The 15630-nt window shown below is 44.8% G+C and carries 15 protein-coding genes and 1 pseudogene; 6 read left to right on the forward strand and 10 right to left on the reverse strand.

Annotation, left to right across the window (positions count from 1 at the left end; genetic code table 11):
• Window positions 1-8: 8 nt before the first annotated feature.
• Together AK965_RS05610 and AK965_RS05615 are read right to left on the reverse strand one after the other, a co-directional pair.
• Window positions 9-1790: an FAD-dependent oxidoreductase gene (locus tag AK965_RS05610; RefSeq protein WP_099078696.1), complete on the reverse strand. Its 1782-nt coding sequence runs from the start codon at window positions 1788-1790 to the stop codon at window positions 9-11.
• A 21-nt stretch (window positions 1791-1811) separates the two neighbouring features.
• Window positions 1812-2795: a sulfurtransferase gene (locus AK965_RS05615; RefSeq protein ID WP_099078697.1), complete on the reverse strand. Its 984-nt coding sequence runs from the start codon at window positions 2793-2795 to the stop codon at window positions 1812-1814.
• A 309-nt stretch (window positions 2796-3104) separates the two neighbouring features.
• Here AK965_RS05615 and AK965_RS05620 point away from each other — a divergent pair, with 309 nt between their 5' ends.
• Both AK965_RS05620 and AK965_RS05625 read left to right on the forward strand, forming a co-directional pair.
• Entirely contained in the window at window positions 3105-4910 is a 1806-nt protein-coding gene (locus AK965_RS05620) for a sensor histidine kinase (RefSeq protein ID WP_172438076.1), read from the forward strand.
• Window positions 4900-5502: a response regulator transcription factor gene (locus AK965_RS05625; protein ID WP_099078698.1), complete on the forward strand. Its 603-nt coding sequence runs from the start codon at window positions 4900-4902 to the stop codon at window positions 5500-5502. Before AK965_RS05620 ends, AK965_RS05625 begins: the two co-directional genes overlap by 11 nt.
• 44 nt (window positions 5503-5546) lie before the next feature.
• Here AK965_RS05625 and AK965_RS05630 read toward each other — a convergent pair whose 3' ends face one another.
• Entirely contained in the window at window positions 5547-5993 is a 447-nt protein-coding gene (locus AK965_RS05630) for an META domain-containing protein (RefSeq protein WP_099078699.1), read from the reverse strand.
• Window positions 5994-6225: 232 nt separating this feature from the next.
• On the opposite strand from AK965_RS05630, the gene AK965_RS05635 reads away from it, so the two are divergent.
• Window positions 6226-6474, forward strand: a complete 249-nt coding sequence (locus AK965_RS05635; RefSeq protein ID WP_099078700.1) for a DUF1289 domain-containing protein — start codon at window positions 6226-6228, stop codon at window positions 6472-6474.
• A gap of 85 nt (window positions 6475-6559) precedes the next feature.
• Here AK965_RS05635 and AK965_RS05640 read toward each other — a convergent pair whose 3' ends face one another.
• From AK965_RS05640 to AK965_RS05670, 7 genes and pseudogenes are all read right to left on the reverse strand, one after another.
• Window positions 6560-6784: a hypothetical protein gene (locus AK965_RS05640; protein ID WP_099078701.1), complete on the reverse strand. Its 225-nt coding sequence runs from the start codon at window positions 6782-6784 to the stop codon at window positions 6560-6562.
• A 420-nt stretch (window positions 6785-7204) separates the two neighbouring features.
• Window positions 7205-7429 (reverse strand): annotated as a pseudogene (gene ushA / locus AK965_RS05645) (bifunctional UDP-sugar hydrolase/5'-nucleotidase); the annotation flags it as partial.
• 483 nt (window positions 7430-7912) lie between these two features.
• The gene (gene rplY / locus AK965_RS05650; protein ID WP_099078703.1) at window positions 7913-8191 is read right to left on the reverse strand and encodes a 50S ribosomal protein L25; all 279 of its coding nucleotides are present in this window, start codon (window positions 8189-8191) and stop codon (window positions 7913-7915) included.
• 246 nt (window positions 8192-8437) lie between these two features.
• Window positions 8438-9787 carry an ATP-binding protein gene (locus tag AK965_RS05655; RefSeq protein WP_099078704.1) on the reverse strand — a complete coding sequence of 450 codons (1350 nt, stop codon included), beginning with the start codon at window positions 9785-9787 and terminating at the stop codon, window positions 8438-8440.
• The gene (locus AK965_RS05660; protein WP_099078705.1) at window positions 9777-10436 is read right to left on the reverse strand and encodes a response regulator transcription factor; all 660 of its coding nucleotides are present in this window, start codon (window positions 10434-10436) and stop codon (window positions 9777-9779) included. Before AK965_RS05660 ends, AK965_RS05655 begins: the two co-directional genes overlap by 11 nt.
• Window positions 10437-10460: 24 nt before the next feature.
• The gene (locus AK965_RS05665; protein WP_099078706.1) at window positions 10461-10880 is read right to left on the reverse strand and encodes a PepSY domain-containing protein; all 420 of its coding nucleotides are present in this window, start codon (window positions 10878-10880) and stop codon (window positions 10461-10463) included.
• 77 nt (window positions 10881-10957) lie between these two features.
• Window positions 10958-12709 carry a DEAD/DEAH box helicase gene (locus AK965_RS05670; protein ID WP_099078707.1) on the reverse strand — a complete coding sequence of 584 codons (1752 nt, stop codon included), beginning with the start codon at window positions 12707-12709 and terminating at the stop codon, window positions 10958-10960.
• Window positions 12710-12862: 153 nt separating this feature from the next.
• On the opposite strand from AK965_RS05670, the gene rsuA reads away from it, so the two are divergent.
• The 3 genes from rsuA (at window position 12863) to AK965_RS05685 (ending at window position 15616) form a co-directional block, all read left to right on the forward strand.
• Window positions 12863-13564, forward strand: a complete 702-nt coding sequence (rsuA, locus tag AK965_RS05675; RefSeq protein WP_099078708.1) for a 16S rRNA pseudouridine(516) synthase RsuA — start codon at window positions 12863-12865, stop codon at window positions 13562-13564.
• Window positions 13565-13754: 190 nt separating this feature from the next.
• Window positions 13755-14957, forward strand: a complete 1203-nt coding sequence (locus tag AK965_RS05680) for a Bcr/CflA family multidrug efflux MFS transporter (RefSeq protein WP_099078709.1) — start codon at window positions 13755-13757, stop codon at window positions 14955-14957.
• On the forward strand, window positions 14957-15616 hold the full coding sequence (locus tag AK965_RS05685; RefSeq protein WP_172438077.1) for a DUF2913 family protein: 660 nt from the start codon (window positions 14957-14959) through the stop codon (window positions 15614-15616). The genes AK965_RS05680 and AK965_RS05685 overlap by 1 nt, the downstream gene beginning before the upstream one ends.
• The last annotated feature ends 14 nt before the right edge of the window (window positions 15617-15630 follow it).

A 15630-nucleotide genomic window follows, 5' to 3' on the forward strand; every position in this document is an offset into this window, starting at 1 on the left:
GTGTTTACCTAGCGTTTAGCCATTGTGAAGAGTTTAGAGAAGCCCAGAAGCTGGTGCATATTGATTGCCTTGTGACCTTTGATTGGCGATTCGCCATTGTTCGCTTTAACAAAGTCGTTACGAGCGCCAAGGAAGATTTCTTTCATTGGGAAATCTTTTGGACAAACGATCGTACATTGGTCACAGGCGTTACATGAGTAAGCCAGTTGCGGATCCATTGTCTTGTTATTAACGAAATCAGAGAATGCCGTTTTCGGGCAATCCGTGAAGTCGTTCATCATGATACATTCGCTCATACATAGCTTACAGCTACATTGCAGACAGCGAGATGCTTCTTGCTTGATCTGCTCTTCAGTGAAGCCTAAATCCACTTGTGCAAAATCTTGCTTGCGCTCTTCAGCGTCACGTAGTTCACCGTGTAGGCGAGGGGTATCTACTGTACCTTTTGGAAGTGGTACATCTAGACGAGATTGGTAGCTGTATTCTTGCTCGAAGTCACGATCTTCAGTCAGTGGACGAGACGTTAGGAAGCGCTCAACACTCATTGCGGCTTTACGGCCTAGTGCCATCGCTTCAATCACGATGTTACCGCCGCACGCATCACCGGCTACGAATACGTCTTCTAGGCTAGAAGCCAGTGTTTGCTTGTCGACAACATAACGACCGCCACGAGTTTGCTCTAGTGCGCCGTCAGTGATGTCAGCGACGATTTGACCTGTTGCGAATACCACCGTATCCACTGCGATGGTTTTGCTTTCGTCGCTGTATTGAGGTGCAAAGTTGCCTTGCTCGTCAAAGATAGATAGCACTTTCTTAATGGTGATACCCGTTACTTTGCCGTTTTCATGTTCGATGGCAACCGGACCCCAGCCTGCGTTGAACACGACGTTTTCTTCTAGTGATTCGTCGATTTCGATTTGGCTAGCAGGTAGGTTTTCCATGCTCTCCAGAGAACATTGGTACACTTCGCTTGCACCGATGCGCCAAGAAGAGCGCGCACAGTCCATCGCTACGTCACCACCACCGATGACCATCACACGTTTACCGGCACGTGGGAATTGGCGGGTTTCAGAGATCTCTTTCAAGTATTCAACCGCAGAGAACACGCCGTCGTTGTCGTGACCTGGTAGAGGAATGATAGAGCCTACGTGTGCACCGTGAGCAAGAATCACCGCATCGTGCTCGTTTCGTAGTGCTTCAAAACTGATGTCTTTACCGATCTCAACGCCAAAACGGGTCTTAATACCTAGCATGCCTAAGTAGCTGTATTCGAAGTCGATCACATCGCGAGGTAGACGGTATTCAGGAATACCCACGCGCATCATGCCGCCGTATACGTCTAACTTTTCGTAGATCGTTACTTCGTGACCTTGGCGGCGAAGCTCAATTGCTGCTTGAGCACCAGCAGGGCCGGCACCAATGATAGCGATGTGCTTGTTGGTTAGTGGAGCGATGTTAAGATCCCAATGGTCTTGGCTATCTAACTTCTCAGCAACGAAACGTTTGATACCTGCAACACTGATCGGCTGACCGAACTCAGTGTTACGACGGCAAGACGCTTCACAAGGGTGTGCACAAATGCGGCCAAGTGTTTGAGGTAGGAATAGTTTGGTGCGGATAAGATCTAACGCACCTTGGAAGTCACCTTCACCCGCCATGCGAACGTATTGTTTTACATCCGTGTGCATTGGACATGCGGTTTGACATGCTGGATCAGAATCACCCATACAGCCATCGATGATCATCTGGGCGGTGTCGTATAACTTTTGGCTAAAAATTACATTGTTCATTGACTGCTATTTCCGTTTTAATTAGCTCTTGACGTTGATAACGTTCACTTCAGGATTCTTTTGCTCGTAGTGAGCGTGGCTGTATTCAATCCATGAACCATCGTAGTTATAGACGCCTTCCGCACCTAGAACTTCGGTCAGAATCATGGTTGTGTGAGCCGAACGTACGCCGGATTGACAGTAAGCAATGACTTTCTTGCCTTTAATGATGTCACCGTAAAGTGCTTGCAGTTCTTCTGCTGATTTTAGTGTGGTGTCTTCGTTTAACGCTTTTGTCCAGTTGATATGAACACTGCTCGGGATTGTACCAGGGCCGAATGCGCCAGAAACTGCCACCTCACCGTTGAACTCGTCATTACTGCGAGTATCTAGGATTACCCAATCTGGGTTGTTTTGTGCTGCGATAACCATGTCTAGCGTTGCTAGTGCATTGTTTTCTTGTTTCGCATTTGGTGCGTCGTATTGGGTAGCAGCAACGCTTGGGTTTTCAGAACCAGTAGGGAAACCTGCACCCAACCAAGCATTTAAACCACCGTCTAGGTAACGAATGTCGTCGTGGCCTAAGTTGTAGATTTGCCAGTAAAGGCGAGCGGCATCGTGATGAGAGCTCGCAGCGTAAACCACGATCGTGCTGTCTGCTGTTGCGCCAAAGCGACCAAGGATGGTTTCCATTTCTTCAACGCTGTTGCTCATGCCCTCAAAGTCGTAAACACCTTCCGTTGCAGAGTAATCGTTGCGCCACATAGTGTAAGAACCAGAAATAGGACGATCCGGTTTGATAGGGTTTAGCGCACCGATCACGACCACATCTTTGTCTGCGTCCATCATTGCTTTGAGCTGTTGAGCTGAAATGAAATGTTCTGGGTGAGCGTATTCTGTGAATTTCTGCTCTTGTGCAGCCGCATCCACAGTCACAGCCTCAGCAGAGAACATCGTATTGTAAGTTGAGTAACCAACGGCTGCGACAGCCGCGAGCACACCCAACGCAATAGTCGACTTTTTCATGAGTTGTTTCCATATTTTAATTTAAAGTTTTGCTGACGAGTCACTTAGCTCGGCAGTTAGAATCTGGTTGAAGCTAAGACGAAGACACATAAACTTAGTAATTTTTCATAAGTGTTCATGGCGTATTAACACTCTTAAATGAGTGAACTTGCATCTAGCCCTTAGTGGGTAAGTATTTTGAGTAAATTGACACTTAGGAGGTATTGTGGTTTTCCACAATAATGAAGCCAACTTGATCTAAAGCAACAAAGTTATTGGGGGAAGTGATGGTAAAATGTGCTACAGACAATTTTTAATATTATTTCGTAAGTGATTAATAACCATTCTCAAAAAATTAAACTGTTTATTTTTGTTATTTCAACAGTGTTCTCTTATGTTTCATTTGCGAACGAGCCTACAACTCAAAGAAAAGACTATGAAGTCGGGGTGTTGGCGTTGAGAGGGTATGCTCACGCAAGGCAAGCTTGGCTACCCACACTGGATTGGCTAGAAGAACGAAATCCCGGCTACCAATTTAATTTACATACCTATGATTTTGACCAACTGGAAGATGCTTTTCTGCATGATAGGTTGGACTTTATATTGACCAGTCCAGGTCAGGCAACCAAGTTGGCGCGTGCATATCCTATAAACTGGGTGGCCACGCAAAAAACCGCGTATAGCAACTTGCCGAATAAGTCGATTGCGTCAGTGGTGGTGGTTCGTGGGGAATCGCCATATAAGACACTGAGAGACATAAATAAAGCGAAAGTGGCGGCGGTATCGGAAAAAGCATTTGGTGGCTTTATTGCCCTTCAATATGAATTGGATAAGTTAGGCTATTTCAATTCGTCTTTTTTTGAAAAGATTCAGTTTACCGGACCGCCAACGGATCAGTTGATACTTGATGTAATAGGTAATGCTCTTGATGTGGCGATTGTACCTGCGTGTACATTGGAAAATATGGCGAAAGAAGGGCGTATTCAGTTACATGATTTACGAGTACTCAATGAAAAACGTCCAGCAGACTCAGTTTGCGCGGTGAGTACACCACTTTACCCAAACTGGACGTTAGCAATGACGGAGCGTGCCCCTACCTATGTGGGTCAAATGGTCGCTCAGAGCCTATTTGCTATGCCTACTGACCATCCTGCGGCGATCGCTGCAAATAATGTGGGCTGGATGCTACCTGCGCCAAGCATTAATGTTGATCAGGTATACAAACATCTCGATATGCACCCTTTACAAAAGTCTTGGGGGCAAAAAGTTAAAGAGTGGCTACACGAGAATCAAATCATTGCCATTGCTGCAATGCTGACGTTGTTATTGTTGACGGCTTATCACTTTTGGTTGCAGTGGAGATTTCAGCGCAGTCGCGAGGAACTGAAAAATGCAATGAATGATTTGCGCCGAAAAAGCACCATGTTGGAACATGCACAACGCATCACGATTGTTGGTGAACTTGGCAGTAGTATCGCGCATGAAATCAATCAACCACTTGCTGCGATAAAGAATTATAGTCAAGGCGCTAAAGTACGTATGAAGCGAGGTACAACACCTGAAGAGATGTTGCCTATTATCGAAAAAATTCAACAACAAGTGACCTCTGCCAGCGATATTATCCAGCGTTTACGTAGCTTAATAAATAAAACACCGATAGAGAAAAACTGGGTGGATTTACCGTCCCTGATTGAAGATGCAATGAAGTTGGTGGATTTCGAGTTTCAGCGTCATCGTATCCATTTGGGAGTGTTGTATTCTGGGGAGCCGCAAAAAATTTATGCAGATGTGACGGGCCTACAGCAGGTGATCTTAAATGTGCTCAATAACGCCAAAGACGCTTGCCTTAGCCACATGCCAAAACGCACAGGTTTATTCGTTGATTTGCATGTCAGCTTTTGTGATGAGATGGTCATTGTTGATGTTACTGATAACGGCGTTGGTATTCAGCAGCAGGAGATCCCCCTTGACCAAGCATTCTACACCACGAAAGATAATGGCTTAGGACTAGGTTTGGCAATTTGTCGCGATGTCATAGAAGGGCATCACGGCAGTATTCGTTTTCGGTCAATTGAGCCTTCAGGTTGTCAAGTGACCATCATTTTACCGTATCAGGAGGCTTGTAGTGAGTCGTAATCTTTGTCCTCTTTATGTCGTTGATGATGAAGAGTCAGTGCTGGAATCGATGGCCTTCATGCTAGAGAGTTATGGTTATGAGGTAGAGGCCTATTCTAGTGGCGTCGATTTTTTAAATGACGCAGATTTGGCGTCTGCTGGTTGTGTATTGCTCGATAGTCGCATGCCAGAAATGCGCGGCCAAGATGTCCACCAAATCATGAATGAGCAATTTAGCCCGATCAGCGTCATTTACTTAACGGGGCACGGGGATATCCCGATGGCGGTAGAAGCATTAAAGAGTGGGGCATTAGATTTCTTCCAAAAGCCCGTCGATGGCAATGCGCTAGTTTCTGCAATCGAGTTAGCAATGGCAAAGTCATTGGGTAACCTTGATAAGTTGCACGCTAAGCACATACTACAAAATTTGACTAAGCGTGAGAGGGAAGTGCTCGATTTGGTTGTAAAAGGAATGAAAAACCAAGAGATGGCGAATCAGTTGTGTGTTTCTTTACGGACGATTGAAGTGCACCGCTCGAATGTCATGAGAAAACTTGAGGCAGAGAGCGTCGCGACGCTTATTCGAAAAGTGGGGCATTTAATTGAAGCATAAAAAAAGCAGCTAGATTAGCTGCTTTTTCAATGATTCTATATGGATTAGTTTACCCAATCGCGCAGTGTAAACGTGAGTTCGTGGTCGGCATTTTTTAGCACTAGACCTTCATTTGTCAGTGTAATGTCGCTCCACTGAGTCAAAGTGTCTGCCATCACGCGTTCGATCTTCATTTGATCATCCATACACATTTTCATGGTCATGCCCATTTTCTCGATGCGCAGTTGATTGTCTTTCAATTCAGCCTGGCCAAAGAATTCATTACAGCCAGCATTGCCGTTTGCGGTTAGGTTTTCACCCAACTCTAGGCGTGGGCCATATTCAGCGTCTTCAATTGCGATGTTCTTGCCATCGATTTGAACCAACTCCCAATTGTGGTGCTGTAAGTCTTGAGCTGTAATTTCTTTCACATTGTCACCGTTGCTAGCGCATGCTGTCATCAGGATTGGAAGTGAGATTGCTGCAACTAACGTTTTTAGGCTAAGCTTCATTTTATAGACTCCGTTTTAGAAAACGTGGTAAGTATAGGTAATAAAACACTGTTTTTGTCAGTATACGGTTATGGTTTCGTATGTTTTTAGACACGGCGTATTTTATAACAGAGATCCCATTTCCGATATTGATATCTACCGAAAACATCTAAATTTCTTACAGTTATCGGATAGTTGATGCATTGGGCACAATGCGTCCGATGTTGTTGGACTAATTATAGAACGGTTACACATGGAGCAATTAGAATTTTTTTCTGTCCCAAGTCCTTGCGTTGGGGTTTGCACCTCTGACGAGAAAGGGTATTGCATAGGGTGTATGCGTAAAAGAGAGGAGCGCTTCAACTGGCTGAGCCTTACTTCTGCGCAGCAGTTGCATGTCATAAAGCTATGCCGACAAAGATATAGAAGAAAGTTATTAGCAGGAAAAACGAAGCCTGTGTTACCTGAAGAAACGCCTTCGCCACAACAGGATTTATTTTAGTCTGATGATTAGAGCGGTATTAACGGAGTGATTCCCGACTCAATTGGCGATGTCAATGAAGTCGGGAAAACGCTGACTTAAGCTGCTATTTCATTGACCAAAGGTCATCACTTACCCAACCTCCTGCTTGTTCGTCGAAGTGGCAACCGGCAAATCGGTGGTTTTGTTCAACATCCAATTTATTGCTGGGGCGTTCATCCATCAATTGATGGATATACTTTGCCATAGGGTCAGTACACGCTTCACGCTCTCTGCGTGTAACCACTTCCTTAATCATTTGCAGTCTGTAGCTTTTGCTGGCTCGTTTCATTTTTGACCTCCAGAACTCGATGGCAGCAGTTTGAACACATTGGCGCCAGATAGCTGCTCATCGACGTACACTTGGAGGTGCATCGCCATTGTTTGAAGTCTGGAAGACAAATTGTTTCAGAGCAGTGTTTGTAACGCCACCACCTTTCTTTGAATCACTGGTAGAATTGCTAAAATACAAGCTTAAACACCAAGCAACTCATCTGTGTGTTGGAAAGGCTTTATCAAACATAGAAGCCCGGCATAAGGTCGTCAACAGTACCAATGAATATTTTTTTTCCTCCTTTTTTAGGTAGTTTATTTTCAGCTATTTAGCTTACCGATGCTAAAAATGTGAATCTATAAGCGATTTTTAAATACAAAAAACCGGAGCGTTGATGCTTCGGTTTGAACTTAAGAGTGTTATTTAATCAATAAAATATTATTGTGGAGTATTGATTTTACAGCCGCCGAAATTTGGAACATCCGTATTGGTGTATACGATCTCACCTTGAGGCTCATAGTTAGCAACTGCAATGGTCTGTAAGGATTCTAAGTCATCTTTTAGAACTGCCGCGTCTACGTTGCCTGTATCAACGACATCAAGTTTAGGGTAACCATCGCCACCTCCAGCGTTATAGCTTGGAACTGTAAACTGATACACCTTGATTGCAAAATTATTGAAAATGCAAAAGACAAGCGTGCAGGCGATGTCGATAAATAAAAACGGTATTTAGAATTTATCCAAAGTCCATTTCAATATGAAACGCGATCAGTTTGGTTAATAGTATATTGACTTGTGAGTCGGTGTTTGATTTGTGAGCTTTACACACGAGTTTGACGAAGGATTGATCGATTTGGTTTCGTATCGCTTAAGTGAAATAATCGGTTAAGATTTTTCTACCTACGGTGTTAAGAGATAAGGAGTATAAGCAACATGCTTGCTTAAAGTTGGGGTAATTGTGGATTTACAGTTGCTTGCAAGCTTTTGGATGGGCTAAACAAGTGATTTCAGAACGCCTTAAATAGTAAAACCCCGGAGGTGGTAAGTCTCCGGGGTTTTGAAATTTTTTAGATATCTCGGCTGGTAAGTCCGATAATCTTGTATGCAAAAGGTTTGGATTTTATCCGTTAATTCCTTGGTAGGGAATTAGATACGGATGAAGTCCATGTGCTCAACTTTTGGCTTGTAAGCGTGACGTTGAACGTCTTGTGGCTTAACTTTAACTTCAGCGCCGTCGATAACTAGAACGATGCTTTCGTAGAACGCTGGCTTGTCCATTTGGTTAACGATGTCGTCGTGGTTAAGAACGATAGCAACTGCTGCTTCTTCACCGCCGTATACAACTGCAGGGAATTTGCCAGCGTGACGTAGGCGGCGGCTCGCACCTTTACCTAGTTCAGTACGTACTACTGCTTCGAATTTCATAGTATTTACTCTCAAATTAGTAAAAATAAAATTTCACGACACAATGCGACCTTGTGTTCGTGGTAAAGCTTGAATCAGTAACTGTTCAAGCGAGCGCGGATACTAGCATCCAGTTCTGTATTCAGCAACAAAAATTGTCTATAAACCAATAAAAAAACGCCATTCTTTTGGGGGGAACCTTCTGTTTTTTTAAGCTGGATGAAAGTTTGCTCATTTTGTGCTGATTTTAACCTTTTTTGCTGCCCGTTAAGCACGGCTTCGCTGCAGTATCAGCGTCGCTTTTAAACCACCCATTTTGCTTTCCTCGAGGCTTAATTGACCGCGATAGCTGTGTGCCATTTCACTGACGATGTTTAACCCAAGGCCAGAACCTGGGCTGGTTTCATCGAGCCTATAGCCTCTTTTCGTTACCTGATTAAGTTGCTCCCGTGGAATGCCTGGACCATCGTCTTCAATCATGATGTAAATGTTGTTTTTATCTTGCGTAGCGTGAACGCGAATAATACAGTTTGCCCATTTGTAGCTATTTTCTAGTAGATTACCGACCATTTCGTCTAAGTCGGTTTTTTCTACCGCGACACTCAACTCAGAATCTAATTCGTTGATCAAAGAGATCTCACGATGAGCATAGACTTTATCAAACGCCATTGAGATGGCATCTACCCGTTCAGACGGGTTTGATTTTACTGAGAGAATATTCATCGAGCCTGCCATACGAGCGCGGCCTAAGTGATAGTCGATGTGTTGCTGAATCTGGGAAATTGGCGCATTTAAGCGATTTTGCTCTTCAGGCGTTAAGTTCTGCACTTCGTTTTTCAAAACCGAGAGCGGCGTTTTTAGCGCATGAGATAAATTCCCAGCATGATTTCGAGCTCGCTCTAAGAGTTCTTGGTAGTGAAATAGCAGGGCGTTGAGGTCAGTGATCAGCGGTGAAATTTCTTTTGGGTATTCTTCTTCTAAGCCTTTTTTGTGACCTGATTTAAGCTCTCCGAGCTCTCTTTGCAGCTTGGTAAGCGGACTTAATGACCAGGCAATTTGCAGCAAGATAACCGCAAGTACGCCAGCAAATAGCAAGCCTAATATGATCCACAGTCGTCCGGTCAAAGATTGAATTGTGCCTTCGATTGGCTCTTCGTCGATGCCGATGATGACATCAATGGGACCGTCATAATCGGGTAGATAAAGGGTCTTCTTCAACGTGATGAGCTTTTCATCTCGTGCGCCAAAGGCATCTTTGTCCAATCCCTTGTATTCAATCTTCTTGTCCCACAGAGAACGTGAACGTTCTAGGCTGTTTTCTGTGGATGCACTCCAATATAAACCACTATAAGGGCGGTTAAAGCGTGGATCGGACAGCTGAGAAGTGAGAGAGAGCTTACCGTCATTGTCGACTTCTAATTGTGCGGCTATCTCATCCATGAATATATTCAACTGCGCGCGAGTTTCATCCACCATGTAATGGTATACCTGAGTTGGGATAGTCACCCCCGCAGCTAGGATCATCGCGGTTAACCACACCACAGCGGCGAGCACTAAGCGACTTTTAATACTTAGTCGCTTAAGTGTGTGCAGTGGGAGTTTATTCCTACCCGGCATTAAGTTGGTATCCTAAACCACGGACGGTCTTAATGATTTTGGGTGCAATTTTTTTTCGAATGCGGCCAATAAACACTTCGATCGTGTTGGAATCTCGGTCGAAATCTTGTTTATAAATGTGCTCGACAAGTTCAGTACGAGAAATAACTTTCTCGGGGTTGTGCATAAAATACGCCACGACTTTGTATTCTAGTGCTGTCAAACTTATCGGCTGCCCTTGCCATAGTACTTTGGATGAACGGGTATCTAAGCTTAAGTCGCCAACATGCATGACCGGCGATGTATTGCCCGATGCTCGGCGTAGTTGAGCGCGAAGGCGTGCAGTCAACTCAACCATTTCAAATGGCTTGGTCAGATAATCATCTGCGCCTGCATTCAAACCTTCTACACGCTGGGAAAGTGTGTCTCGTGCACTTAGAATAACGACAGGGGTATTAATGTTTTCATCTCGTATACCTTTCAGTACCGTTAAACCATCAAGTTTTGGAAGGCCAAGATCGAGTACTATCGCATCCCACTCTTCAGAAGTGGCGCGATAAAGGGCATCGATACCATCTTGGGAAAGCTCTGGCACCCATCCGCTGTTTTCTAGTGTTTCAACGATTTGTTCACCTAGACGAGGTTCATCTTCGACAACAAGTATTTTCATGCTAATTCTTCTTATTGTGTCTGGTTATTGTGGCTTTAATGCTTTGTTGAAGTTACGCCCCTTAATTTCGAGCATTTCAAGCGTGGCCGCATCGTATTCAACTTTTATGACACTATCGTTGAACAAAATTTTCAGTTCGTAAATCCATTCGTCGTCATCTTCTTCAAGTTCAACTTTAATAATACGCCCATAGAGATCATTCTCCACTGCGGTATACATATCGGAAAAGGGACGAATATAGCCGTTCTGAACCGCACGGTAGACTTCATCCTGATCTTCAGCGAATTCAATGCGTGTTCCCGGTTTCTCAACGTCACAAACGATGGCATGACCATCTTTATTGTCATGATGGTCATGGTGAGACGCGAAGCTTGGCGCTGATAATAACAGCGGCACTAAACTTAGCAGCACGAAAAGTTTACGCGGAGTGGCGGAGGTCGACATAGCAAAGCCTTTTTCAATGAATTGTAATGATTATATCGAGCTGTACATGAACAGAGAGTGAATTAATGAGCGCTCGGCTACTTTAACTCGTCTTCGAAAATCCTATCCCGCAATTTCCAAAAGCGTCCTGATTTTCGAGCGATAACAAACTGGGGCAAACGGAAGCGATGTTGATTCGCCACAACCTTGGTTGGTGATGCTGCTTCAAAAGGACGATGTTTGTCGGCTAGATGAGGGCGGACGAACTGGTCTTTGAAGGTTTGCTTCTGCTTTTTGGTATTCAATGACCAGAACTCATGCACTAATGCATTACCTTCGCCTTGATATGTCTCACCAGAATACGTCACTTTCAGTTGCGATTTACCATCACTGGATTTGAATACCGATAAGTCCATTTCTGTGCACTCAAAGATAAGCGCGTCTTTAAGGTTTAATGCTTCTTTAAGTTTTTTATCAGGATCGACGAGCGTCGCGTCGCATTCATGGCAAATACGCGCTGCGATGTCGTTATCCGCGCCGCATTCACCGCAGTATTTGGCACGAAAGCGGTAACCACAATGCTCACGCTCTCCGGTTTCATCGTCTTCGAAGTAGCCCTGACAGCGTCGGCCAAAGTGCTCCAATAAGAAACCATTACTGTCTAGCTTGCCCCAAAAGTTATTATTGAAGCCACAAGCGGGGCAAGGAATGGTGATGATTTCGCTGTTCGAGTCGGGTTTCGGGTCGCCGACCTCTGGCTGGTACAAGTCGTAGCTGTTACCTGCATAGTCAAGCACCAAACACTCTGTTTTACCCTCAGATAACCGTAAGCCACGGCCAACAATTTGTTGATATAAGCTGACGGATTCCGTTGGGCGCAAAATTGCGATCAAATCCACATGAGGTGCATCGAATCCGGTGGTAAGAACAGACACGTTGACGAGGTATTTTATCTCACGATTTTTGAACGACTGAATGATTGCATCGCGCTCAGGTGTAGGCGTGTCACCAATGACAATAGCGGTTTCGCCTTCAGGCAGTAAGCCATGGATTTCTTGCGCATGGCGAACGGTGGCGGCAAATACCATGACACCTTTACGTTCTTTGGCGTATTGAATGATTTGCTCAACGATTTGTGGCGTGGCACGTTTGGCTTTGTCTATCACCATGTCCATTTCGGCTTCTTTGTATCGCCCGGTATTGGCTGGTTTTAATTGTGAGAAGTCATAAGATAAGACCGGGGCGTCCATCATACGTGCTGGCGTTAAGAAGTTTTCGTCTAGCAAATAACGAATAGGGAGTTCGAAGATACAGTCACGGAAAAAGCGTGACTCTTCAGTCCGAACTTGTCCACGGGTGTGATACTGGTATATCCAGCCCATGCCTAAGCGGTAGGGCGTTGCGGTTAAACCCAAAACTTTAATGCCTGGGTTGAGTTCTCTTAGGTGAGAGATCACTTTTTGATAGCTGCTGGTTTTTTCATCTGGCACGCGATGGCATTCATCAATGACGAGCAACGAAAACTGATTTTTAAATGAATCTAAGTTTCTCACCACAGATTGAACGGAGGCAAACACCACTTGTTGGTCGGTCTCTTTTCGACCCAAGCCGGCGGAGAATATCGATCCTTTTAACCCATACCCTTCGTATTTGGCATGGTTTTGTTCCACCAGCTCTTTTACGTGAGCGAGCACCAGCACTCGGCCTTTAGCCAGCCTTGCCAGTTCTGCGATAACCAAGCTTTTACCCGCGCCAGTTGGCAAGACAATCACTGCGGGTGTTGAGTGCTTACGAAAATAGTGAATGACCGCTTTTACAGAGTCGGCTTGATAAGGGCGAAGGATGTACATGAAATTCTGTGAAATTGCTCAACTATTTTTATTAGGATGGCTATAATACCTGACTTTTATACCCAAGTGACTTTTGAATGCGCCATTCTCGGTCTGACTTGGGCTCAATAGGCTGGTAAAGAAGTCATTTGGGTATAATTCAATGAGGTATTCATGCGTTTAGATAAATATTTGTGTGATGGTCTGGGTGCGACTCGCAAGCAGGCAACAAAGATCATCAAAAGTGGCCTTGTCACCGTTGATGGCGAAGTACAAAAAAGTGGCGCGTTTAAAGTGTCAGAAGGCAGTGTGGTTGAGTGGGAGGGGCGTGAAGTTGGCATGCCTGGGCCTCGTTTCATCATGCTGTACAAACCTGCGGATTTTGTTTGTTCACACGAAGATGGCTACAACCCAACCGCATTTGTGCTGCTTGATGAGCCAAAGGTTGAAAATTTGCATTTTGCAGGCCGCTTAGATGTGGACACGACAGGTTTGGTATTAATCACCGATGATGGTCAATGGTCTCACCGCATTACGTCTCCAAAACACAAGTGTGAAAAAACCTATCGAGTTTGGCTCGCTGACGCGATTCAGCCAGATTACGTAGAAAAGTTTGCTGAGGGTATTGAACTGCGTAATGAGCGGGAAGCCACATTGCCTGCGCATCTCGAAATTGTTAACGAAGCAGAAAACGAAGTGCTGCTGACCATCGTGGAAGGTAAGTACCATCAAGTTAAACGTATGTTTGCCGCTTTAGGCAATAAAGTTGAGCAATTACATCGTGAACGGATTGGTGCAATACAATTGGATGACACCTTAGAACCAGGGGACTACCGTTACCTGACGCAAGAAGAAATTGATTCTGTTTGGAAATGATCATTTTTACAGGAAATGGTTTTAGTTCCGAATAAGAACTGGATTTTTGGTCGGAATCTCCTCAAACTGGTGGTTCCTGCCAATACTGCTCGGTGTCTAAATAGCGGCTAATCAGTGGTTTTGGCGAAAGCAGCAATCAGTCTCAATCAATGCAGAATATTGGTGGGAGGACCACAACAAGAGGTAAACAATGACCGAGAAAGCCCTTAGTACTCCCCAGTCTCAAATTAGCTTTTTATTATTCCTTGTACTCGGTGCCATTGGTGCGTTGACACCGTTAGCCATCGACATGTATTTGCCAGCAATGCCAACTATCGCCAAAGATTTGGGGGTAGCGGCTGGCGCGGTGCAAATTACGTTAACGGCTTATACTGCTGGTTTTGCGTTAGGCCAGCTGATTCATGGCCCCTTGGCTGATAGCTATGGTCGACGCCCAGTTCTTATTTTTGGCGTGTTCTTTTTTGGGTTGGCAGCGGTTGTCAGTGCAACCACGAACGGCATTGATGCGTTAACTTATGTGCGCATGGCTCAAGGTTTTGCAGGGGCCGCAGCGGCAGTTATTATTCAAGCGATCGTTCGTGATATGTTTGATCGTGAAGACTTTGCGCGTGCGATGTCTTTCGTCACTTTAGTGATTACCATTGCCCCACTTGTTGCCCCAATGATTGGCGGCTACCTTGCGGTATGGTTTGGGTGGCGCTCAATTTTTTGGGTACTCGCGATTTCCGCGGTGATTGTTATTTTGTTAGTGCTATGGAGGATTCCAGAGACATTAACACCGGAAAATCGACAGTCGCTTAGATTTGGAACCACGATTCGTAACTATGCGCGTTTATGCTCAAACCCAGAGGCATTAGGATTAATGCTATCAGGGGCGTTTTCATTCTCCGGGATGTTTGCTTTCTTGACGGCTGGCTCGTTTGTCTACATTGATTTATATGGGGTTCAACCTAACCATTTTGGCTATCTGTTTGGCCTAAATATTATTGCGATGATCATCATGACGAGCATCAACGGTCGCTTGGTGAAAAAGGTTGGATCACACGCTATGCTTCGTTTTGGGCTCTTGATGCAACTGAGCGCAGGCATTGGACTGTTTGTAGGTTGGCTATTGAATCTAGGCCTATGGGGTATGGTGCCATTTGTCGTGATGTTTATTGGCACACTGTCAACCATTGGTAGTAACTCAATGGCGCTATTATTAAGTGGTTACCCAAGTATGGCGGGGACAGCTTCTTCTTTAGCGGGGACGCTGCGCTTTGGGACGGGATCCCTAATTGGGGTATTCGTTGCCTCGCTGCCTGATGGCGTGGCATGGCCAATGATCATCGTAATGTTTGCTTGTTCAGTGCTATCTGCACTGTTTTATTGGACTTTAGGAAGAAAGGCGTAATGTCTAATTACACCACAGAAATTCAAAAATTGGTTAATGCTGCTCTGAGCGAACTTGAGCAGGAACATCGTTCGGGTAAACTGGCGAATGCGCCAATAGCGAACAATCTATACTTGGTTCGTTGGGTAACAAAAGCATTGAAATCCCAACAATTTGATCGCAGTGTTGTTGATGACTTAACTCGTTGGCAAAAAGCGGGTCGTTCAAAAGGTAACGACGCAGGGTTGTTGTTTATCTTCAAACGTATTTCTGCATACTACGCCCAGAGCTTCCCTCAGGGAAAAGAGGCGAGGGTGATTAAAGATTCAGAAATCGACGCGTTTCTTGATTATATGGAACAAGAAGGCTGGGAAGTGTCAACATCCGAGTCGTTGATTGGTTTCGGTAAGGTACAAATCTTTACCGAAGGTCAAAACTCATTGGCATTGTGCGCTGATCAATGTGACAGCTGCTTTGATGGCGAACGCTTAGTGAAGCCTATGAGTTGGTTTGTTCGTGGCAATCATGCGGATTTTGTTGAGAAAGCGGCTAAAGCCGGCTTTATGGTTCATAAGGTGACGGATTACAAATCGTTAGTGAAGTACCACGGTGAGTACCTGATCTACCCAGGGAACGAAGGTAATCAGTTGGCTGAAATTCCTCTGAATTTCCAAGCTTAATTCCCTCGTTCTGA

The sequence above is a fragment of the Vibrio sp. PID17_43 genome (assembly GCF_002608565.1).
Classification (GTDB): Bacteria; Pseudomonadota; Gammaproteobacteria; order Enterobacterales; family Vibrionaceae; genus Vibrio.